This window comes from Rhizobium sp. BK376, assembly GCF_004341625.1.
GTDB lineage: Bacteria > Pseudomonadota > Alphaproteobacteria > Rhizobiales > Rhizobiaceae > Rhizobium.
In genome coordinates, this window is record NZ_SLZG01000001.1 from 170,805 (window position 1) to 192,703 (window position 21,899).

At 58.5% G+C, this 21,899-nt stretch carries 17 protein-coding genes and 4 tRNA genes; 5 read left to right on the forward strand and 16 right to left on the reverse strand.

The features are described from left to right. Positions 1–53: 53 nt before the first annotated feature. The 11 genes from rpoC to EV561_RS00965 all read right to left on the reverse strand — a co-directional run bounded on the left by rpoC (position 54) and on the right by EV561_RS00965 (position 14,278). Entirely contained in the window at positions 54–4,262 is a 4,209-nt protein-coding gene (gene rpoC, locus EV561_RS00915; protein ID WP_132516695.1) for a DNA-directed RNA polymerase subunit beta', read from the reverse strand. Between the two features lie 192 nt (positions 4,263–4,454). Further along, the gene (rpoB, locus tag EV561_RS00920; RefSeq protein ID WP_132516697.1) at positions 4,455–8,594 is read right to left on the reverse strand and encodes a DNA-directed RNA polymerase subunit beta; all 4,140 of its coding nucleotides are present in this window, start codon (positions 8,592–8,594) and stop codon (positions 4,455–4,457) included. Positions 8,595–8,853: 259 nt separating this feature from the next. Further along, a complete protein-coding gene (gene rplL / locus EV561_RS00925; RefSeq protein ID WP_132516699.1) occupies positions 8,854–9,234 on the reverse strand; it encodes a 50S ribosomal protein L7/L12 in 381 nt (126 codons plus the stop codon). A gap of 57 nt (positions 9,235–9,291) precedes the next feature. Further along, positions 9,292–9,810, reverse strand: a complete 519-nt coding sequence (rplJ, locus tag EV561_RS00930) for a 50S ribosomal protein L10 (protein ID WP_132516701.1) — start codon at positions 9,808–9,810, stop codon at positions 9,292–9,294. Positions 9,811–10,139: 329 nt separating this feature from the next. Further along, entirely contained in the window at positions 10,140–10,844 is a 705-nt protein-coding gene (gene rplA / locus EV561_RS00935; RefSeq protein WP_132516703.1) for a 50S ribosomal protein L1, read from the reverse strand. Position 10,845: 1 nt separating this feature from the next. Then, positions 10,846–11,277 (reverse strand): 50S ribosomal protein L11, encoded by a 432-nt coding sequence (rplK, locus tag EV561_RS00940; RefSeq protein ID WP_112741044.1) that lies wholly within the window; start codon positions 11,275–11,277, stop codon positions 10,846–10,848. 192 nt (positions 11,278–11,469) lie between these two features. Beyond that, positions 11,470–12,000, reverse strand: a complete 531-nt coding sequence (gene nusG / locus EV561_RS00945) for a transcription termination/antitermination protein NusG (RefSeq protein WP_112390813.1) — start codon at positions 11,998–12,000, stop codon at positions 11,470–11,472. An 18-nt stretch (positions 12,001–12,018) separates the two neighbouring features. Further along, positions 12,019–12,219 carry a preprotein translocase subunit SecE gene (secE, locus tag EV561_RS00950; protein ID WP_132516705.1) on the reverse strand — a complete coding sequence of 67 codons (201 nt, stop codon included), beginning with the start codon at positions 12,217–12,219 and terminating at the stop codon, positions 12,019–12,021. A 193-nt stretch (positions 12,220–12,412) separates the two neighbouring features. Then, a tRNA-Trp gene (locus EV561_RS00955) sits at positions 12,413–12,488 on the reverse strand. A 202-nt stretch (positions 12,489–12,690) separates the two neighbouring features. After that, the gene (locus EV561_RS00960; RefSeq protein WP_207910492.1) at positions 12,691–13,557 is read right to left on the reverse strand and encodes a 3-deoxy-manno-octulosonate cytidylyltransferase; all 867 of its coding nucleotides are present in this window, start codon (positions 13,555–13,557) and stop codon (positions 12,691–12,693) included. A gap of 34 nt (positions 13,558–13,591) precedes the next feature. Further along, positions 13,592–14,278, reverse strand: coding sequence for a glycosyltransferase (locus EV561_RS00965; RefSeq protein WP_132516709.1), 687 nt, complete (start codon positions 14,276–14,278; stop codon positions 13,592–13,594). Positions 14,279–14,547: 269 nt separating this feature from the next. Between EV561_RS00965 and EV561_RS00970 the strand changes: the two genes are divergently transcribed. Next, positions 14,548–15,117: a GrpB family protein gene (locus tag EV561_RS00970; protein WP_132516711.1), complete on the forward strand. Its 570-nt coding sequence runs from the start codon at positions 14,548–14,550 to the stop codon at positions 15,115–15,117. Between the two features lie 80 nt (positions 15,118–15,197). Here EV561_RS00970 and tuf read toward each other — a convergent pair whose 3' ends face one another. From tuf to EV561_RS00985, 3 genes are all read right to left on the reverse strand, one after another. Then, positions 15,198–16,373, reverse strand: a complete 1,176-nt coding sequence (gene tuf / locus EV561_RS00975) for an elongation factor Tu (protein WP_132516713.1) — start codon at positions 16,371–16,373, stop codon at positions 15,198–15,200. Between the two features lie 255 nt (positions 16,374–16,628). Then, positions 16,629–16,702, reverse strand: a tRNA-Gly gene (locus tag EV561_RS00980). Positions 16,703–16,726: 24 nt separating this feature from the next. After that, a tRNA-Tyr gene (locus EV561_RS00985) sits at positions 16,727–16,811 on the reverse strand. 201 nt (positions 16,812–17,012) lie between these two features. Here EV561_RS00985 and rlmB point away from each other — a divergent pair. Next, positions 17,013–17,933, forward strand: coding sequence for a 23S rRNA (guanosine(2251)-2'-O)-methyltransferase RlmB (rlmB, locus tag EV561_RS00990; protein ID WP_132516715.1), 921 nt, complete (start codon positions 17,013–17,015; stop codon positions 17,931–17,933). 59 nt (positions 17,934–17,992) lie between these two features. Further along, positions 17,993–18,068, forward strand: a tRNA-Thr gene (locus EV561_RS00995). A 586-nt stretch (positions 18,069–18,654) separates the two neighbouring features. Here the strand turns inward: EV561_RS00995 and EV561_RS37020 are convergent. After that, positions 18,655–18,810: a hypothetical protein gene (locus tag EV561_RS37020; RefSeq protein WP_165927730.1), complete on the reverse strand. Its 156-nt coding sequence runs from the start codon at positions 18,808–18,810 to the stop codon at positions 18,655–18,657. A 390-nt stretch (positions 18,811–19,200) separates the two neighbouring features. On the opposite strand from EV561_RS37020, the gene EV561_RS01000 reads away from it, so the two are divergent. Both EV561_RS01000 and EV561_RS01005 read left to right on the forward strand, forming a co-directional pair. Next, a complete protein-coding gene (locus EV561_RS01000) occupies positions 19,201–19,974 on the forward strand; it encodes an NAD kinase (RefSeq protein WP_132516717.1) in 774 nt (257 codons plus the stop codon). Positions 19,975–20,138: 164 nt separating this feature from the next. Further along, positions 20,139–20,597: a hypothetical protein gene (locus EV561_RS01005; protein WP_132518018.1), complete on the forward strand. Its 459-nt coding sequence runs from the start codon at positions 20,139–20,141 to the stop codon at positions 20,595–20,597. An 85-nt stretch (positions 20,598–20,682) separates the two neighbouring features. On the opposite strand, the gene prfB is transcribed toward EV561_RS01005, so the two are convergent. Then, a protein-coding gene (prfB, locus tag EV561_RS01010; protein ID WP_165927731.1) for a peptide chain release factor 2 occupies positions 20,683–21,814 on the reverse strand; the annotation gives its coding sequence in 2 pieces (ribosomal slippage) (positions 20,683–21,744 and positions 21,746–21,814; 1,131 coding nt in all). Between the last annotated feature and the right edge of the window lie 85 nt (positions 21,815–21,899).

A 21,899-nucleotide genomic window follows, 5' to 3' on the forward strand; every position in this document is an offset into this window, starting at 1 on the left:
ACCGCCCGGATTTCGCCGGGCGGTCTCAAATCTTGACGATGCGAAGCTACCGATTACTCGGCAGCCGGCACATTCTCGTTCATGTCCTGCAACATCGGCGTTGCGACAGCTGCATTGGTGCCCTTGCGGCGCTCTTCGAGGATGAGCTCGTCGCGAGCGGTCGCGATGCGGCGGATCTGGGTCATGGTGCCACCGGTACCGGCCGGGATGAGGCGGCCGACGATAACGTTTTCCTTCAGACCCTGCAGGCCGTCGGTCTTGCCGGCGATCGCAGCTTCCGTCAGCACCTTCGTCGTTTCCTGGAAGGAAGCGGCGGAGATGAAGGACGGGGTCTGCAGCGACGCCTTGGTGATGCCGAGCAGAACCGGATCGCCGTAGGCAGGCTTCTTGCCTTCCTCGATCAGCTGATCGTTGACGTCTTCCAGCTCGATCCGGTCGACATTGTCGCCGACGATGTAGGTCGAGTCACCTGCATCGGTGATTTCCACCTTCTGCAGCATCTGGCGAACGATGACTTCGATGTGCTTGTCGTTGATGACAACGCCCTGCAGACGATAGACTTCCTGGATTTCGTTCACGAGGTAGGAAGCCAAGGCTTCCACGCCCTTGATCGCCAGGATGTCGTGCGGTGCTGGGTTACCGTCGAGGATGTAGTCACCCTTTTCGATATAGTCGCCATCCTGAAGATGGAAGGGCTTGCCCTTCGGGATCAGGTATTCGACAGGCTCGACGCCGTCTTCCGCCGGCTCGATGATGACGCGACGCTTGTTCTTGTAATCGCGGCCGAGGCGGATCGTACCATCGATCTCAGCGATGATGGCATGGTCCTTCGGACGACGGGCTTCGAACAGTTCGGCAACGCGCGGCAGACCACCGGTGATGTCCTTGGTCTTGGCGCTTTCGAGCGGCGAACGAGCAAGAACGTCACCCTGGGAGACCTTCTGGCCGGGTTCGACCGACAGGATCGCGTCGACCGAGAGCAGGAAGCGGGCGTCACCACCACGGGACAGCTTGGCGACATTGCCGCTCGCGTCCTTGATGACGATGGCCGGCTTGAGGTCCGAACCACGCGGGGTCGAACGCCAGTCGATAACCTGACGCTTGGTGATACCCGTGGATTCGTCGGTCGCTTCGAGAACGGAGAGACCGTCGACGACGTCTTCGAACTGCACCGTACCGGCAACTTCCGTCATGACCGGGCGGGTGTAAGGATCCCATTCCGCCAGACGCTGACCGCGCTTCACCTTGTCGGCATCATCGACATAGATCTTCGAACCGTAAGCGACGCGCTGCGACGAACGCTCGACGCCACGCTCATCCAGGATCTGGATGGCCATGTTGCGGCCCATGGCAACGAGGCTGCCATCGGAGTTGCGCAGCATGTTGCGGTTCTTGATCTGCACCGTACCTTCGTACGAGGCTTCCAGGAACGACTGGTCGACCACGTTTGCAGTACCGCCCAAGTGGAAGGTACGCATGGTCAGCTGGGTACCGGGTTCACCGATCGACTGAGCGGCGATGACGCCTACAGCTTCACCCATGTTGACCGGCGTACCGCGAGCAAGGTCGCGGCCGTAGCAGATCGAGCAGACGCCGGTCTGAACTTCGCAGGTCAGAGCCGAGCGGATGCGGATCGACTGAATACCGGCCTTCTCGATTTCGATGACATCGGGCTCGAGGATCATCTTGCCGGCATCGACCAGGCGCTCGCCGGTGACCGGATGATCGATGTCATCCAGCGCGGTACGACCGAGGATACGGGCGCCGAGCGAGGCAACGACCTGACCGGCATCGACGATGGCGGTCATGGTCAGGCCCTTGTCGGTGCCGCAATCGACCAGGTTGACGATGCAATCCTGTGCGACGTCGACGAGACGGCGGGTGAGGTAACCGGAGTTCGCGGTCTTCAAGGCGGTGTCTGCCAGACCCTTACGGGCGCCGTGCGTCGAGTTGAAGTACTCGTTAACGGTCAGGCCTTCCTTGAAGTTCGAGATGATCGGCGTCTCAATGATTTCGCCCGATGGCTTGGCCATGAGGCCGCGCATGCCGCCCAACTGACGCATCTGGTTCGGAGAACCGCGGGCGCCCGAGTGGGACATCATGTAGATCGCGTTCATCGGCTTCTGGCGACCGGTCTTTTCGTCGAACTCGACGGCCTTAATGCGGGCCATCATGTCTTCGGCGACCTTTTCCGTTGCCTTACCCCAGGCGTCGACAACCTTGTTGTACTTTTCGCCCTGGGTGATGAGGCCGTCGTTGTATTGCTGCTCGTATTCCTTGACCAGGTTTTCCGTGTCGTTGACAATCTTCGCCTTGGTGACTGGAATGACCATGTCGTCCTTGCCGAACGAGATGCCGGCGCGGCAGGCATGGGCGAAGCCGAGCTGCATGATGCGGTCGCAGAAGATGACCGTATCCTTCTGGCCGCAATGACGGTAGACCGTGTCGATCATCTTGGAGATGTTCTTCTTGGTCATTTCCTGGTTGCAGATGTCGAAGGTCACCTTGCCGTTCTTCGGCAGGAGTTCACCAATGAGCAGACGGCCCGGGGTCGTTTCGTAGATCTTCGAGTAGGACTTGCCTTCCTCGTCGATCGACTTGAAGCGGCCGCGGATCTTGGTGTGCAGCGTTACGATCTTGTTTTCGAGAGCGTGATGCAGCTCGCCGAGATCGGAGAAGGCCATGCCTTCGCCCGGCTCGTTCTGGTTCATGATCGCGAGGTAATAGAGGCCGAGAACCATGTCCTGCGACGGAACGATGATCGGTGCACCGTTTGCAGGATGCAGGATGTTGTTCGTCGACATCATCAGAACGCGGGCTTCGAGCTGAGCTTCGAGCGACAGCGGCACGTGAACGGCCATCTGGTCACCGTCGAAGTCGGCGTTGAAGGCCGTGCAGACGAGCGGGTGCAACTGGATGGCCTTGCCTTCGACCAGCGTCGGTTCGAAGGCCTGGATACCCAAGCGGTGCAGCGTCGGAGCGCGGTTCAGGAGAACCGGATGCTCGCGGATGACCTCGTCGAGGATATCCCAGACTTCCGGCTTTTCCTTTTCGACGAGCTTCTTGGCCTGCTTGACGGTCGAGGAATAACCCTTTGCGTCGAGGCGGGCGTAGATGAACGGCTTGAAGAGTTCAAGCGCCATCTTCTTCGGAAGACCGCACTGATGCAGTTTCAGTTCCGGACCGGTCACGATGACCGAACGGCCGGAATAGTCGACGCGCTTGCCGAGCAGGTTCTGACGGAAGCGGCCCTGCTTGCCCTTGAGCATGTCGGACAGCGACTTCAGAGGACGCTTGTTGGCGCCGGTGATGACGCGGCCGCGGCGGCCGTTGTCGAAGAGCGCGTCTACAGATTCCTGCAGCATGCGCTTTTCGTTGCGGATGATGATGCCGGGCGCACGAAGCTCGATGAGGCGCTTCAGGCGGTTGTTACGGTTGATGACGCGACGATAGAGATCGTTCAGATCCGACGTCGCGAAACGGCCGCCGTCCAGTGGAACCAGCGGACGCAGGTCCGGCGGGATGACCGGAACGACCTTCATGATCATCCATTCCGGACGGTTACCCGACTCCAGGAAGTTCTCGACGATCTTCAGGCGCTTCATCAGCTTCTTCTGCTTCAGATCCGACGTGGTGTCGGCAAGATCCGAACGCAGGTCGCCGGCGATCTTCTCGAGGTTCATCGAGGCCAGCATTTCGTAGATCGCTTCAGCGCCGATCATGGCGGTGAACTGGTCTTCGCCATATTCGTCGACGGCGAGCATGTACTCTTCTTCCGTCAGGAGCTGGTGCTCCTTGAGCGCGGTCAGGCCCGGCTCGGTGACGATGTAGTGCTCGAAATAGAGAACGCGCTCGACATCCTTCAGCGTCATGTCGAGCAGCGTGGAGATGCGGCTCGGCAGCGACTTCAGGAACCAGATATGGGCAACGGGAGCAGCGAGCTCGATATGGCCCATGCGCTCACGGCGAACGCGCGACAGCGTGACCTCGACGCCGCACTTTTCGCAGATAATGCCCTTGTACTTCATGCGCTTGTACTTGCCGCACAAGCATTCGTAGTCCTTGATCGGTCCGAAGATACGCGCGCAGAAAAGACCGTCGCGTTCCGGCTTGAACGTGCGGTAGTTGATCGTCTCCGGCTTCTTGATCTCGCCGTACGACCAGGAGAGGATCTTCTCCGGCGAAGCGATAGAGATGCGGATCGAGTCGAAGTTCTGTGCAGGCACCTGCGGATTGAAAAGATTCATGACCTCTTGGTTCATGCCTGTCTCCTTCTTGGGCGTGACGCCCTCAAAATGCGATGGGTAGCAGCAAATCCCGGGAGCCGCCCCCTCGCCTTAAAACCAGAATAACCGCAAAATGCGGCGAAATCGTCCCTGCCGAGCCGACTGCCAAGAGCGGCCATCGGCGGGAACGGTGTGCGCCGTCATGAACAGCGCACACCCTATCGATGGTTATTCGGCCGCGTCAGGAAGCTGTGTCGCCTGCTGCTCGTCGACCTTGGAGTTTTCCAGTTCGACGCTGAGACCCAGCGAACGCATTTCCTTGACCAGAACGTTGAAGCTTTCCGGAATACCCGCTTCGAAAGTATCGTCGCCACGGACGATCGCTTCGTAGACCTTGGTACGGCCGGCAACGTCGTCCGACTTGACCGTGAGCATTTCCTGCAGCGTGTAAGCCGCACCGTAAGCTTCGAGCGCCCAGACTTCCATTTCGCCGAAACGCTGGCCGCCGAACTGCGCCTTGCCGCCCAGCGGCTGCTGGGTAACGAGCGAGTAAGGACCGATCGAACGAGCGTGGATCTTGTCGTCGACCAAGTGGTTCAGCTTCAGCATGTAGATGTAGCCAACCGTAACCTGGCGGTCGAACTGCTCGCCGGTACGACCGTCGTACAGCGTCGACTGACCGGTCTCCTTGAGACCTGCCATCGCCAGCATGTGGTTGACGTCAGCTTCGCCGGCACCGTCGAAGACCGGGGTCGCGATGGACACGCCACGCTTCCACTGATCGGCCAGACGGACGACGGAGTCGTCGTCATACTCACGGACCTCGTCGCTCTTCGGGCCTTCGCCGGCGACCATGTCGATCGTCGCACGCAGCGGCTCGATGTTGCCGCCTGCCTTGTAGGCTTCCAAAAGCTCGCCGATCTGCTTGCCCATGCCGGCGCAAGCCCAGCCCAGATGCGTCTCCAGGATCTGGCCGACGTTCATGCGCGAAGGCACGCCGAGCGGGTTCAGCACGATGTCGACATGCGTTCCGTCTTCGAGGAACGGCATGTCTTCGGCCGGCATGATGCGCGAGACGACACCCTTGTTGCCGTGACGTCCTGCCATCTTGTCGCCCGGCTGGATCTTGCGCTTCACAGCGACGAAGACCTTGACCATTTTCATGACACCCGGAGGCATTTCGTCGCCGCGCTGGACCTTTTCGACCTTGTCCATGAAGCGCTGTTCAAGACGCGACTTGGATTCGTCGTACTGGCCGCGGAGCGCTTCGATTTCGCCCTGGACCTTCTCGTCCTCGACGGCGAACATCCACCACTGCGAGCGGGGATATTCCGAAACGACCGAGTTCGAAAGCTCGGTGCCCTTCTTGAAGCCCTTCGGACCGGCAACCGAGACCTGGCCGCGCAGCATGTCGATCAGACGGCCGTAGACGTTACGGTCGAGGATCGCCTGCTCGTCGTCGCGGTCCTTGGCGAGACGCTCGATTTCTTCGCGTTCGATCGCCATTGCGCGTTCGTCCTTCTCAACGCCGTGGCGGTTGAAGACGCGAACTTCGACGACCGTACCGTAGGTACCGGGCGGCATGCGCATGGAGGTGTCGCGAACGTCGGACGCCTTTTCGCCGAAGATGGCGCGCAGAAGCTTTTCTTCCGGCGTCATCGGGCTTTCGCCCTTCGGCGTGATCTTGCCGACGAGGATATCGCCCGGCTGAACTTCGGCGCCGATGTAGACGATGCCGGCTTCGTCGAGGTTCTTCAGCGCTTCTTCCGAAACGTTCGGAATGTCGCGCGTGATTTCTTCCGGACCAAGCTTGGTGTCACGCGCCATCACTTCGAACTCTTCGATGTGGATGGAGGTGAACACGTCGTCAGCAACGATACGCTCGGAGAGCAGGATCGAGTCTTCGTAGTTGTAGCCGTTCCACGGCATGAACGCGACGAGCACGTTCCGGCCGAGGGCGAGATCGCCGAGATCAGTCGACGGACCGTCAGCCAGGATGTCGCCCTTGTTGACCACATCACCGACTGTCACCAGCGGACGCTGGTTGACGCAGGTGTTCTGGTTCGAACGCTGGAACTTCATCAGGCGGTAGATATCGACGCCTGACTTCGACGGATCGAGGTCTTCGGTAGCGCGGATAACGATACGGGTCGCGTCGACCTGGTCGACAACACCGCCTCGGCGAGCACCGATAGCAGCACCGGAGTCGCGAGCGACGACCGGCTCCATGCCGGTGCCGACGAACGGAGCTTCGGCGCGCAGCAGCGGAACTGCCTGACGCTGCATGTTCGAGCCCATGAGAGCGCGGTTGGCGTCGTCGTTCTCCAGGAACGGGATCAGAGCCGCAGCGACCGAAACCAGCTGCTTCGGCGAGACGTCCATCAGGTTGATGTTGTCGCGCGGAGCGAGCATGACTTCGCCGGCATGACGGCAAACGACGAATTCTTCGACGAATGAGCCGTCAGCGTTGAGCTCTGCGTTGGCCTGGGCAACATAGTACTTCGCCTCTTCCATAGCGGAGAGGTAGAGCACATCGTTGGTCACCTTGCCGTCGATGATGCGACGGTAGGGGCTTTCGATGAAGCCGTACTTGTTGACGCGAGCGAACGTCGCCAGCGAGTTGATCAGACCGATGTTCGGGCCTTCCGGCGTTTCGATCGGGCAAATACGACCGTAGTGCGTCGGATGCACGTCGCGGACTTCGAAGCCGGCGCGTTCGCGGGTCAGACCGCCCGGGCCGAGAGCCGAAAGACGACGCTTGTGCGTGATTTCCGACAGCGGGTTCACCTGGTCCATGAACTGCGACAGCTGCGAGGAGCCGAAGAATTCGCGGACGGCAGCTGCCGCCGGCTTGGCGTTGATCAGGTCCTGCGGCATGACCGTGTCGATTTCGATCGAGGACATGCGTTCCTTGATCGCGCGCTCCATGCGCAGCAGGCCGAGACGGTACTGGTTCTCCATCAATTCGCCGACGGAGCGAACACGACGGTTGCCGAGGTTGTCGATGTCGTCGATCTCGCCCTTGCCGTCGCGCAGTTCGACCAGCATCTTGACGACGGCCAGGATGTCGTCCTTGCGCAGGATGCGAACGGTGTCTTCGACGTCGAGGTCGAGGCGCATGTTCATCTTCACGCGGCCGACGGCGGAGAGGTCGTAGCGCTCTGCGTCGAAGAACAGCGAGTTGAACATGGCTTCAGCCGAATCCATCGTCGGCGGCTCACCCGGACGCATCACGCGGTAGATGTCGAAAAGAGCGTCCTGACGGTTCTCGTTCTTGTCTACGGCCAGCGTGTTGCGGATGTAGGCGCCGACATTGATGTGGTCGATGCCGAGAACCGGGATTTCCTGGAGTTCAGCCTTGAGGATTACGGCCAACGACTTCTCGTCGATCTCGTCACCGGCTTCCAGATAGATTTCACCCGTCTGGTAGTTGACGACGTCTTCGGCGAGATAGTTGCCATAGAGATCTTCGTCGGTCGCCTTCAGCGCCTTGAGACCCTTTTCCTGCAGCTGGCGGAGCAGACGCGGGGTCAGCTTCTTGCCGCCTTCGACAACAACTTCGCCGGTATCGGCGTCGATCATGTCGGAAACGGTCTTGGCACCCTTCAGCGTTTCAGGCTGGAAGGGAATGCGCCAGCCATTGCCGTCACGCTGGTAATCGGACTTCGTATAGAAGGTCGACAGGATTTCTTCGCCGTCCATGCCGAGCGCCATCAGCAGCGACGACACCGGAATCTTGCGGCGACGGTCGATACGGGCATAGACAATATCCTTGGCGTCGAATTCGATATCGAGCCAGGAACCGCGGTAAGGGATGACGCGGGCAGCAAAGAGCAGCTTGCCCGAAGAATGGCTCTTGCCCTTGTCGTGGTCGAAGAAGACACCCGGCGAACGGTGCATCTGGGACACGATAACGCGCTCGGTGCCGTTCACGATGAACGTACCGTTGTTGGTCATGAGCGGCATGTCGCCCATGTAAACGCTCTGTTCCTTGATGTCCTTGATGGACTTCGCACCGGTATCCTCGTCGATATCGAACACGATAAGACGGAGAGTAACCTTCAGCGGCGCGGCGTAGGTCAGGTCGCGCTGGCGGCACTCGTCGACGTCGAACTTCGGCGGCTCGAATTCGTAGGATACGAACTCCAGCATGGAAGCGCCGGAGAAATCGGTGATCGGGAAGACCGACTTGAAGACGGCCTGCAGGCCTTCTTCAGGGCGACCGCCCTTGGGTTCTTCAACCATGAGAAACTGGTCGTAGGACGCCTTCTGAACCTCGATGAGGTTCGGCATTTCTGCGACTTCGGGGATCTTACCAAAAAACTTGCGTACGCGCCTACGACCATTGAACGAAAGGGTCTGAGCCATCGTCGCTCCTTCAAAATTGCATCCGGGCCTGCAACGGACGGGAACCGATGGCCAGTCGACCCCGTCAATCAATGAGTAGTTCAATCTCGTCCCACTTCCCAAAACGGCACGGCCGGATTGCCTTGCGTTTCAGTTCGAGACCATCCTCTTGAAGAACCCATTACCCAAAAGCCGGTTTCATGCGGCTTTTGGGTAATTCGTTCGGAAAAACGGCAAATGGGAGACGGCGTAAAGCCATCTCCCAAAAGCAGTTTCAAGATTACTTGACGTCGGCCTTTGCGCCGGCATCTTCAAGCTTCTTCTTGATGTCAGCAGCTTCAGCCTTGGAAACGCCTTCCTTGACAGCCTTCGGAGCGCCTTCGACGAGGTCCTTGGCTTCCTTGAGGCCGAGACCGGTGATGGCGCGGACTTCCTTGATGACGTTGATCTTGTTGGCGCCAGCTTCCGTGAGGATGACGTCGAACTCGGTCTTTTCTTCTTCAACCGGGGCAGCAGCGCCACCAGCGCCGCCAGCAGCAGCAACAGCTACCGGAGCAGCGGCGGAAACGCCCCACTTTTCTTCGAGCATCTTGGAAAGCTCAGCAGCTTCCAGAACGGTCAGTGCAGAGAGGTCTTCAACGATCTTTACGAGATCAGCCATTTTGTAGTTCCTTTTGTTCGGTTCGAACTGGTTTGATATGAACAGCGAAAAACCGCCTTACGCGGCTTCGTCCTTCTTGGCGTAGGCCGAGAACACGCGAGCAAGCTGACTTGCCGGTGCTGCAACCACACCTGCGATGCGGGTAGCCGGCGTCTGGATCATGCCCAGCAGCTTCGCACGCAGCTCGTCCAGCGAAGGCAGGGTCGCAAGCGACTTGACACCTTCGGCGTTGAGCGTGGTTGTTCCCATGGCGCCGCCCAGAACAACGATCTTGTCGTTGGTCTTGGCGAAATCCACGACGACCTTCGGAGCGGTGATCGGATCGGCGCTGAATGCAATCAGCGTCTGACCGGTGAAGAGATTGGAAATCCCTTCCGCTTCCGTACCTTGAAGAGCAATTTTGGCCAGGCGGTTCTTCGCGACTTTGATAGTGCCGCCAGCAGCGCGCATCTTCGAACGGAAGTCGTTCATCTGCGCAACTGTAGCACCAGCATAGTGGGCCACGACAACCGAGCCCGAAGCCTTGAAGACTTCGTTCAGTTCCGTGACGAATTCGCGTTTTTCCGCTCTTTCCACTGCTTTTCTCCAGTAGACAGGACCGCGAACGGGCCTGCCGGGGTTGCCTTTGCCTCCTGGGATCAAGTGAGATCCCAAGCGACGCTTGAGGATCCTGTCCCCTCGCGCTTCGCGCCGGAAAGGCCGAAGGCACAAGGCATCCAAGGCTCGAACCGAGTCCATCGAAGCATTGCTTCTTAAAATTCGGGTCTTACCCGTCTCATGCAGGCCAAGTGATTAAGGGAAAACCACCTGCAATCTCGGACAGGAATTTCCGGATTTCTCCGGATATCCCGGCCCCGAAAGGCCGGGAATTCTTGAAAAGCAGGCCCGTAGGCCTGCCAAAATAATTAAGCGCCCGGAGCCGTAACCGTCGACGGCTCGATCTTGACGCCCGGACCCATCGTCGAAGAGATCGCTACGCGCTTGACGTAGTTGCCCTTTGCGCCAGCCGGCTTCGCCTTGATGACGGCGTCGGCGAAGGCAAGGATGTTTTCTTCCAGTGCCTTGGCATCGAAGGATGCCTTGCCGATGCCGGCGTGAATGATACCAGCCTTTTCGACACGGAACTCAACAGCGCCACCCTTGGAAGCCTTGACGGCACCAGCGACGTCCATCGTAACCGTTCCGACCTTCGGGTTCGGCATCATGCCGCGCGGGCCGAGAACCTTACCGAGACGGCCGACGAGCGGCATCATGTCCGGGGTCGCGATGCAGCGATCGAAGTCGATCTTGCCGCCCTGGACGATTTCAACGAGGTCTTCTGCGCCAACGACGTCAGCACCGGCAGCCTTGGCTTCATCAGCCTTGGCGCCACGAGCGAAGACGGCGACGCGAACGTCACGGCCCGTGCCGTTCGGCAGGTTGACCACGCCGCGGACCATCTGGTCAGCGTGACGCGGATCGACGCCGAGGTTCATGGCGATTTCGATCGTCTCGTCGAACTTGGCGATCGCGCGAGCCTTCACGAGGCCGATGGCGTCCGTCAGGGCGACGAGCTTCGTCGGATCGATGCCTTCACGGGTCTTCTGGATACGCTTTGCAAGCTTTACCATGTTATGCCACCACTTCCAGGCCCATGGCGCGGGCGGAGCCCTCGATCATGGCCATTGCGCCTTCGATATCGGCAGCATTGAGGTCCTTCATCTTAGCTTCAGCGATCGTCTTGATCTGAGCCTTGGTGAGAGTACCAGCCTTTGCGCCCTTGCCCGGGGTCTTCGAACCCGAGGTGATCTTCGCTTCCTTCTTCAGCCAGTAGCTGACCGGAGGCTGCTTCATCGCGAAAGTGAAGGACTTGTCCTGGTAATAGGTGATGACGACCGGGATCGGCATGCCCTTTTCCATTTCCTGCGTGGCGGCATTGAACGCCTTGCAGAATTCCATGATGTTAATGCCACGCTGACCAAGCGCCGGGCCGATTGGCGGGGACGGGTTAGCCGATCCTGCCTTGACCTGAAGCTTGAGCTGGCCTGCAACTTTCTTAGCCATATCTCTCTGCCTTTCATGTTCGACCGGTTGCCCGGCCCATTTTGCCGGATCGCTCCGGCGGCTGCGGTTGCGTGGTGCGGATATCAGGGCCCGGCTAAGGCGCCCTCACCTTCCACGCGATTTCGCGGCCTGGGATCACCGAGTGACCCTCAAGCCGCGGGAAAGTAAGTAAAGATTTACTTACTTTCGAACTCAGACCTTTTCGACCTGAGCGTATTCCAGCTCGACCGGCGTAGCGCGGCCGAAAATCGAAACTTCCACCTTCAGGCGCGAGCGCTCTTCATCGACATCCTGAACAGTGCCGTTGAACGAGGCGAACGGACCATCGGAAACGCGAACCTGCTCGCCGATCTCGAAAGAAACCGAAGCCTTCGGCCGCTCGACGCCTTCTTGAACCTGGCCAAGAATACGATCGGCCTCAGAATCCGGAATCGGAACCGGCTTATTGTCGGAGCCGAGGAAGCCGGTCACCTTCGGTGTGTTCTTGATCAGGTGATAGGCCTCATCCGTGAGGTTCGCACGAACCATGACGTAGCCCGGGAAAAACTTGCGCTCGCTATCGACCTTGCGGCCGCGACGCACTTCCACCACCTTTTCGGTCGGAACGAGGATCTTCTCGAACAAGTGCTCAAGCCCCTTCTGGCGAGCCTTGTTCTCGATGTCCTCAGCGACCTTCTTTTCAAAATTCGAATATGCGTGGACGATGTACCAACGTGCCGCCATCTTCATCTCCACCCGATATTAGTTGCTGGTCTGCAGCACGTAACCGAGAATCCAGCCGATAAGCTGGTCTGCGGCAAAGAAAAACAGAGCGGCAAAGACAACCATGACCAAAACCATAACCGTCGAGATCATCGTCTCGCGGCGCGACGGCCAAGTAACTTTCAACGTCTCGGAGCGTACCTGCTGCAGAAACGTAAGCGGATTCGATTTGGATGCCATTGACTGCCCACGCAATTACGGCGCGTAAAGCTGAATATCTCAGCCCCACGCACCGCGTGTCTGTTGAACCCCTACATAAACACCGATTCCCAATTTAACAAGAGGTAATCGACATTCAGCGACATTTGCCGACGATGCGGCAGATTTTCCAATCGGAAAAGCAGCGAAACGACCGCGCTGGACAAATTGGAAATGGCAGGGGCAGAGGGGCTCGAACCCCCGGCCTACGGTTTTGGAGACCGTCGCTCTACCAGCTGAGCTATACCCCTATTCGCTTTCAACTCGACGCCGGCGCAATCGCCTCGCTCTCGTCAGAAGCATGGCGCTCCCTTTAAGATGCGCCGAACGGATTGGCAAGACCCGTTTTTCGTTTTTTCAAATCGATATACAGGCTTCTGCCTTCCAAGGCCTGCTTCCGGAGGTCGTTCGCCAGTGCTCCACGCCCAAGAACGGCGCGGACCCGCCGTTCGTCTAGCCTTCCGCCCCGCCCTGCCCGGTCTTGGGTGGCTTGCGCTTGAGGAAAGATGGCTTCAGCCGCCGGAGAAAATTATCGAAATCACGAAGTACGCCCGTCAGCGATATCAATTTATCGACTTCGGCGTCGGCATTGCCCAATCGCTCGGATAATACTTCCGCGGCGGCAAGCGCGATCTCGCCCGGAGGAATTTCAGGAAACCGCTCTGCCAGTTTGGCGTAGGCATTGGACGATACGCCGCCATGGATGTGGATTTTACCCAGCCGCGCAAAAAGACGAAGAAACGTCTGCTCGAAGCTCCAGTCGTGAACGGAGACGACCCGCCATTTTTCGGTGCGTCTGGCTGAAAATCCTGCAAGGAAGATGGGGCTTTGTAATTTCAAACCGCTTAGCCACACGGCCATGACAAAGCCGCTGGTCGGCGTCTTGCCCTCGGTATAAAACTCGCTGCAAAAGCCGGTCAGATCGAGATGACCGACCGGCGCACCCTGGAAGTCGGCGGCCGCATTCAGTTTCTCTTCGGTGTTCAGCCGTATGTTCATGATTCCGAGAAACTGGTCTTTCGGAAAGAATTTTAAGACCTCGCCAACCTCGCCTCGATAGACGATGTTCGCCCCGCGCGGCTGACCGCGCGAGACCAGCAGCGAGTGGCCGTGAAAGGGCCGATCGAGCACCTTGTAGACTTTATTAAAGAAGACAAAGAGCGCGGTCGGCGGAAACTGCGACTGGATCGCATCGATATCGACCACGTCGCTATTGGCGACCAGAACAATATGGGAAAAGGCGGAAAGAACGGTCCGCCATTCATCGATCGACGACAAGCCGCTGGCGGCGCCTGCCGCGGAGACGCCCCTTTCCGCAATCCCGCTCTGCGCTGTCACGCCTTATCCAATCTCGTTACTTCTGCTGAACCGAGAGAACGCGGTCGCGCATTGCGAACCACTCGTCCGCATAGTCGTCATTGCGATACTCGTCGAAATAGGGACCGCCATCGGTGAAATGCACGATCTTCGCATCCGGACGATGGTCGTATTCGTTGACGAGATAATTCCACACGACCGGGATCTCACCGATCTGATCGTCGCTCTCCAGCCATTTGAACTGATGGAGCTGCAAGCCCGTTGCGGTGTTCACGTATTCCTGCGTCAGCGCCCTGCACTTGGCATTGTTGAAAAGGATCATGCTCGACCAGTTCTTCTTCTCGTACTTGGTCTGGGTTTGGCCGAGAAATTTCGTCTCGATCTTCGGTTGATAATCGTGCTTCACGCACATTGCCGCGTATCGGTCGTCGCGCAGCTTCCAGAGCTCGGCAATATCGGCGCGGGCGAGCATGTCGCAATCCATGAAGATGCTCCAGCCCTCGAAGTTGCTTAGGAAGGGAACAAGGAACCGAGAGAACGAAAACTCGGTCGACTGCAGCGCGTTCCGCTCGCGGGTGAAGAAGCTGCCGAGGTTGCTCAGAACGATCGGGGAGAAAGCAACCGGAATCGACGAGTGCTCGATAATGCTCTGGCTCAGAACATGGTAGGCAACGACCTCTTTCGAATCGAAACCGACAAAAATACGTGCGACATCATCTCTCATGCTTTTCCCCTAGACTATGATCAGCAACTAATAGACCGGATTCGGTGCGCCTTTGCAAATCTTGTGCGAAACTCACCAGAAAACATTTGCATAACCGCTGAGACAAGTTGGCCTAATTAAGGCGCGTTTTCTCATCCGTCGAGAGTGCTGATTCAAATTTGTTAATCGGGGCGTACGAGACCAAGACTTTCGCGTTGCGAGCTGCGTGATAGTCGCGTGGTGGCACATGTCACCCGTTGGAGATATGCGCAATCATCGGAGCGAACAGGATGCACGATATAACCATCGTGGAACACGATTCCAGCTGGCCACTCGTATTCGAGATGCGACGACGGTCCATCGCTGCCCTACTGCTGCCTTTCAACCCCGAAATTCATCATTTCGGCAGCACTTCCATTCCCGGGCTCGCCTCGAAGCCGAGAATCGACATCAATGCAGTATTCGCGTCGGAGGACGAACTCCCATTCGCCATCGAACGGATCAGAACATCCGGCGCATATACCTCCCACGGAGACCCCTATGATCAGGGAACCTGGACCTTCACCAGGGACGAAACGCCCTATGGCACACGTCTCTATCTATGCGCGGCAGGCAATGACGTGCACGCGAAACGCCTGACCTTCCGTGATTATTTACGCGTGCACCCCGAAGCGGTGATTGCCTATGCCGCGCTGAAGCGGCAGCTCGCCGCGGAAGCAAGAGGCAATTGGAACTATTACAACGGGGGCAAAACCGAGTTCGTGACGGTCATTCTTTGCAAGGCGCGGGCTTTGCAGGGCGCGGGCTTTGCAAGGCGCGTGCGCGAGGTGAAGACACCCCGTCTCCAACAGGTGACTTAGATATTTGAGGCTGGATCGCGCGAAGAAAAAGGCCCCGCCGTTGCCGGCGAGGCCCTTCCAAATCAAGAATAATTCTCGAATTACTCGACGATGCTGGCCACGATGCCGGCGCCGACGGTACGGCCGCCTTCGCGGATAGCGAAGCGAAGCTTTTCTTCCATCGCGATCGGGACGATCAGCTCGACGTCAACCGTGACGTTGTCGCCAGGCATGACCATTTCCGTGCCTTCCGGAAGCGTCACGATGCCGGTCACGTCAGTCGTACGGAAGTAGAACTGCGGACGGTAGTTCGTGAAGAACGGCGTATGACGGCCGCCTTCTTCCTTCGTCAGGATGTAGGCTTCTGCCTTGAACTTCTTGTGCGGCTTGACCGAACCCGGCTTGCAAAGGATCTGGCCACGCTCAACGCCGTCACGGTTCACACCGCGAACCAGTGCGCCGATGTTGTCGCCAGCCTGGCCCTGATCGAGCAGCTTGCGGAACATTTCAACGCCGGTAACCGTCGTCTTCGAGGTCGGACGGATGCCGACGATTTCGACTTCTTCACCAACCTTGACGATACCGCGCTCGACGCGGCCCGTCACAACCGTACCACGGCCAGAGATCGAGAACACGTCTTCGATCGGCATCAGGAACGGCAGGTCGACCGGACGTTCAGGCGTCGGGATGTAGGCGTCGACAGCGGCCATCAGTTCGCGGATCGCGTCTTCGCCGATCTTCTTGTCCGAGTCTTCGAGAGCGGCCAGAGCCGAACCCTTGACAACCGGGATATCATCGCCCGGGAAGTCGTAGGACGACAGAAGTTCGCGAACTTCGAGCTCGACGAGTTCGAGAAGTTCTGCGTCGTCGACCTGGTCGACCTTGTTCAGGAACACGACGATTGCCGGAACGCCAACCTGACGGGCGAGCAGGATGTGCTCGCGGGTCTGCGGCATCGGGCCGTCGGCTGCCGAGCAAACCAGGATCGCGCCGTCCATCTGGGCGGCACCGGTGATCATGTTCTTCACGTAGTCGGCGTGGCCGGGGCAGTCGACGTGCGCGTAGTGGCGGTTCGGCGTCTCATACTCGACGTGTGCCGTCGAGATGGTGATGCCGCGCGCCTTTTCTTCCGGAGCCGCGTCGATCTGGTCGTACGCCTTGAACTCGCCGAAATACTTCGTGATCGCTGCCGTCAGAGACGTCTTGCCGTGGTCAACGTGGCCAATCGTGCCGATGTTAACGTGCGGCTTGTTGCGCTCAAACTTACTCTTTGCCATTTGAATGCTTCCTAGTGAACGTAGATTGGTGACCCCGGCGAACCGGTTTAGTGCCGCCGTTTAAGGCTTTCGATGCATTTGCGCAAGACTTAATTGCAGGCCCTATTCTTGGCGAATAAGCTGCAATTTCAGAGAATGCGCGCCTCGAATTGGCGATTTGACATGCCCGGCGCGCCAGACGATCCGAAAAGGCATAAAGCTGCCGTCGGTTCAGGCACTTAAATAGGTGCGTGCAAGTATCGGTTTCAAGGGGAATGGAGCGGGTAGCGGGAATCGAACCCGCGTATTCAGCTTGGAAGGCTGCTGCTCTACCATTGAGCTATACCCGCGGGTATGGTCCGATCTGAGACGAATGGTGGAGAGAGTTGGATTTGAACCAACGTAGGCTGAGCCAACGGATTTACAGTCCGTCCCCTTTAACCACTCGGGCATCTCTCCAGTTTCGTCCGGATCGTAAGACCAAGCTTGCCAGACGTTGAAGCGTTGCCGCCCCGTCGTCTGCGCCGCGTATATGGACGGAGCGTTTCCGTCTGTCAACATGAAGATTTCGCAAAACTGTCGAAAAAATTCCGCTTCCAGTGAAAAGCCTTATCGCATGCCGGGGCTATGCGCTTTCCCACGACATCGCTATAAAGCCGCATGAGCAAAGACAGATCTTCCGGCCGATCCGGCCCCGACAAAACCACCTCCCATACCGGCGCCGACGACCGTTCGGCCAAGGACACCCATTATGCAACGCTGCGGCGCCAGCATCGCGACGCCAAGCGCGAGCGCGGCGAGATTCCGACGCCGACACCACATAAGCGCGGGCGCGCCGCCGACGACTGGAAGGCGCCGGCTCTCGCGCCCGATCAGGTCTATCTCTACGGCCTGCACACCGTCAGAGCCGCGCTCGACAACCCTGCCCGCCAGAATGTGAAGCTTTCCGCGACCCAGAATGCTCTGGCCCGTCTGGAAATCGAGACGCCGGAGACCCTCGGCATTCCGGTCGAGATCGTCTCGCCGCAGGATATAGACAAGGTGTTGGGACCCGAGGCGATCCACCAGGGCGTCATGCTGGAGACGCGGCCCCTGCCCGTGCGCCGTCTCGAAGCGCTGAAGGACAGCCCGCTCTTGCTGGTTCTCGATCAGGTCACCGACCCTCACAATGTCGGCGCCATCATGCGATCGGCTGTCGCCTTCGACGCCGGAGCCGTCATCACCACCCAGCGCCACAGTCCGACCGAATCGGGTGTACTGGCGAAATCCGCTTCCGGCGCGCTTGAGCTCATACCTTATATACAGATCACCAACCTAGCCGACGCCGTCGGCGAGCTGCACAAGCTCGGCTTCTTCACGATCGGGCTTGATTCGGAAGGGCCGGCGCCGCTGGAGGGCACATTCTCCGGAACGAAGATCGCGCTGGTGCTCGGTTCCGAAGGCAAGGGTCTACGGCAAAAGACGCGCGAGACGGTCAACGCGCTCGCACGGCTGGACATGCCCGGCGCAATCAAGTCGCTAAACGTCTCCAACGCCGCCGCCATCGCCATGTATGCCGCGCGCAGGTATTTGAAGATCTGACGCCCGCTGATCGATTTTTTCTTTACAGACGCACAGAATCTGGTAGTGCGTCCGTCACTGCCCTTGTAGCTCAGTTGGTAGAGCACCTGATTTGTAATCAGGGGGTCGCGGGTTCGAACCCTGCCGGGGGCACCAGAAATTCTCCAGTGAACGCAGAGACTCAGCGATAAACTCGCCCCTCAAAGGCGGGTTTTTATGTTGCATAAGCTCGCAACAGATTCCCTTGATTTCCAGCGATTCCAACATGTCCACGGCGAATCCATGGGACACGGAATGCAAGATGGCGGGTCCTGCGACGATTGTTTAAAATGCTCTTTGACGCTTAAAGGCCTCGCGAACCACCTTCCGTGTTTGCCGTGATTGGTGCGGCGACAACGATTGACGTTGAGAGCAATCCCGACACCTACTGATCAATCGGCAATGCGGAAGTAACTTGTATGAACGTGGGAAAATTGGAAGCGCGGAACGCGATCAGACTATTGTGCTACAAATGGCATGCTCGCTCCCACAGCGGTGAGCTGGCCCCCGATTTTCGTATCTTCCTCGATTGGCTGAATGCCGGTGGTTATGGCCACTACGTCGAGTTCGAAAGCGAAACATCGCCCTCCCAGGATGTGAGAACATGGTTCACCGACGAATTTAAGCGCGCATAAAAAGGCTCCGGCGCGAGCCTTGTATATCCATTGGGTCTGGTGCTCTCTTTATATGGGAATCTCGCCGATCAACAAGCGCGGAAATAGCGCGATACTGGGTGTTCCATCTGGCTGGAAGCAACGACATCCGAGCCGTATGTCGACTTCACCGACCCCAGCGGCATGAACAGCATCAGCCGGTCATATGAAGTCGCGATGCACTGATCGGCAGCGTCTAGGATCATTAAATCCGCTCCAAGGTGGGCGTCCTGTTCGACCGTCTGCCCCCAATAGTAACCAACCTGACATAGCTGTTCAGCACGGCCAGTCCTGTAGGGAAATTGCCCAATCGGCGTCGCATTCTTCTTGGCGTAAACATCGCGATGGTATCACCCATATTGATTATGAGGTGGAGTCGACCGTCGAATCTGGTCCAGTCGTCTCAGTGCAGGCTGCGGCCAAAGCAAGGGTTACGACTTCGGCGCGTCCCCGAGGCGCCATTTTTCCTGTTTCCTTGGGTAATCCGCTGGCCACCCTCCGCCTATTAATCTTGCTTGTTCAAGATCTTGTACGAAATATCTTGTCGCAATCTGCATTTATCATTTACGTAGAATGACTTTGCCAAAGGACATGACATGCCGCGACCGTGCGAATCTCTTTGCTTTCTTGCTTCAGCGACTTCAGAGGCGCTGGCGGCGCAGGAGGAGCTTGTGCGGCTTTATGGGCAGGCGCCCCAGGAGCAGGCCGATGTCATCGTTGCGCTCGGCGGCGATGGTTTCATGTTGCAGACGCTGCACAACACGATGAACTCAGGCAAGCGTGTCTACGGGATGAATCGCGGTTCGGTCGGTTTCCTCATGAATGACTACCGCACTGAAGACCTGATGGCTCGAATCGATGCGGCAGTCGAAAACGCGTTTCGTCCCTTGCAGATGACGACGAAGAATGTCGACGGGTCGAGCACCATCGCGCTTGCCATCAACGAGGTCTCGCTTTTCCGGCAGTCCTATCAGGCGGCGAAGCTCAGGGTCGAGATCGACGGGCATGTGCGGCTGGAAGAACTCATCTGCGACGGGCTGATGGTGACGACGCCGGCGGGCTCGACGGCCTATAATCTCTCCGCCCACGGGCCGATCCTGCCGCTGGATGCGCCGCTCCTGGCGATTACCCCGGTCAGCGCCTTCCGCCCGCGCCGCTGGCGCGGGGCGCTACTGCCGAACAGGGTCACGGTCGACATAACGGTGATCGAGGAAGAGAAGCGACCGGTCAACGCGGTAGCCGACAATACGGAGGTGAAATCGGTCCTGAGCGTGCGAATCGCACAGTCCGAAGACATGACCGCACGCATTCTTTCCGATCCCGACCGCTCATGGTCTGATCGCATCCTTGCCGAACAATTCTCCGATTGAGGGGTCTCCGATTGAGGGCGAGATACCAACTGCGATTGGACCGACGAGCGAGAGCAGCGTAATGTCACAACCGTGGCGTGACTGCCTTGCCAACGATTGAGATCATGCCGAGCGGAGCTGTCTTGAAGAAACCGGCCCATGGACTTGCCCTGATCGTCCCGCTCATGGTCGCATCGATCGTGTTTCCGGGGCTGGCCGTCGCGCAAGCGCAGGATATTCTCCCGGCCGCCATCACCTTTGCGACCAGCACCGGCTATTGGGAAGACAACGGTGGTGCAGCAACTGCTTCAGGGTCGCCATCAACCGAGAAGCCAGCCTCCCGGCATGGCTACTACAAGCTTTTTGCGGTGCGCCAGGCGGATAGGACCTCGAAAGTCTATCTGCAGCAGATTGCCGTTGCCGACGACGGGCTTCAGGTGTTGTCAACCATCGAGTTGCGTGAACTCGATGAGATCAAACCCTATGTGACGGATATCAGGCCGGAAAACCCTGACGGCTTCATCAAGGAGCCGGGCTTGTTCGCCACCGTTGTCCTGAAAACCGATCCCGATGGAGAGACGGAGCGCTGGCGGGTGGCCATGGACGATCTCGGGGAAATCTCGGTCGAAAAGCCGTCGGACTGAGACCGCTCAAGAATACCCCTCTTAATGAAAAAGCCCCGTTGCCGGGGCTTTTTCTTTGTCAATCAATCAATCAATGGAAATCGCTTTAATCGACGTCGTCAACGACCGCGTCCGCAGCACCGCTGATGCGATGGGCTAGAGCCGCTTCCATGAACTCGTCGAGATCCCCGTCGAGGACATCGCCGGGCGCGGTGCTGGCAACACCCGTCCGCAGGTCCTTGACCAGTTGATAGGGCTGCAGAACGTAAGAGCGGATCTGATGGCCCCAGCCGATATCCGATTTCGAGGCGGCTTCGGCGTTGGCAGCGTCTTCGCGCTTCTTCAGCTCGGCTTCGTACATGCGGGCGCGCAGCATGTCCCAGGCCTTTGCGCGGTTCTTGTGCTGCGAGCGTTCTTGCTGGCAGGCAACCACGATGCCGGTCGGGATATGGGTGATGCGCACGGCGGAGTCCGTCGTGTTGACGTGCTGACCGCCTGCACCCGACGAACGGTAGGTATCGATGCGGCAGTCGCCTTCGTTGATCTCGATATTGATCGAGTCGTCGACAACAGGGTAGACCCAGATCGACGAGAAGGACGTGTGGCGACGCGCATTGCTGTCGTAGGGCGAGATCCGCACGAGGCGGTGCACGCCCGATTCGGTCTTCAGCCAGCCATAGGCATTGTGGCCCTTGACCAGCAGCGTCGCCGACTTGATGCCCGCTTCTTCGCCGTCATGGACTTCCATGAGTTCGACCTTGAACTTCGAACGTTCCGCCCAGCGGGTGTACATGCGCAAAAGCATGTTCGCCCAGTCCTGGCTCTCGGTGCCGCCGGCGCCGGAATGGACTTCGAGATAGGTGTCGTTGCTATCGGCTTCGCCCGAAAGCATGGCTTCCACCTGGCGACGGGCAGCCTCGGCCTTCAACGCCTTCAGCGCATCTTCGGCTTCCCTTATGACGCCTTCGTCGCCTTCTTCCTCGCCGAGCTCGATCAGCTCGACATTGTCGGCAAGTTGCCGCTCCAGCGCGCGCACGCCGCCGATGCCGTCATCCAGCTGCTGGCGCTCGCGCATCAGCTTCTGCGCTTCGGTGGCATCGTTCCAGAGGTTCGGGTCCTCTGCCTTGTTATTCAACCAGTCCAGTCGTCTTATCGCCTGGTCCCAGTCAAAGATGCCTCCTCAGCAGGCTTATGGCCTGCTTGGTCTCGTCGACTACATTCTCGATTTCAGCTCGCATCAGTCCGCTTCTCGGTTCGATTTCTGGATATGAAAGAGTGCCCGTCACATAGATAGCCGGGCCGCGGATGTAAAGCCCCGCGGCC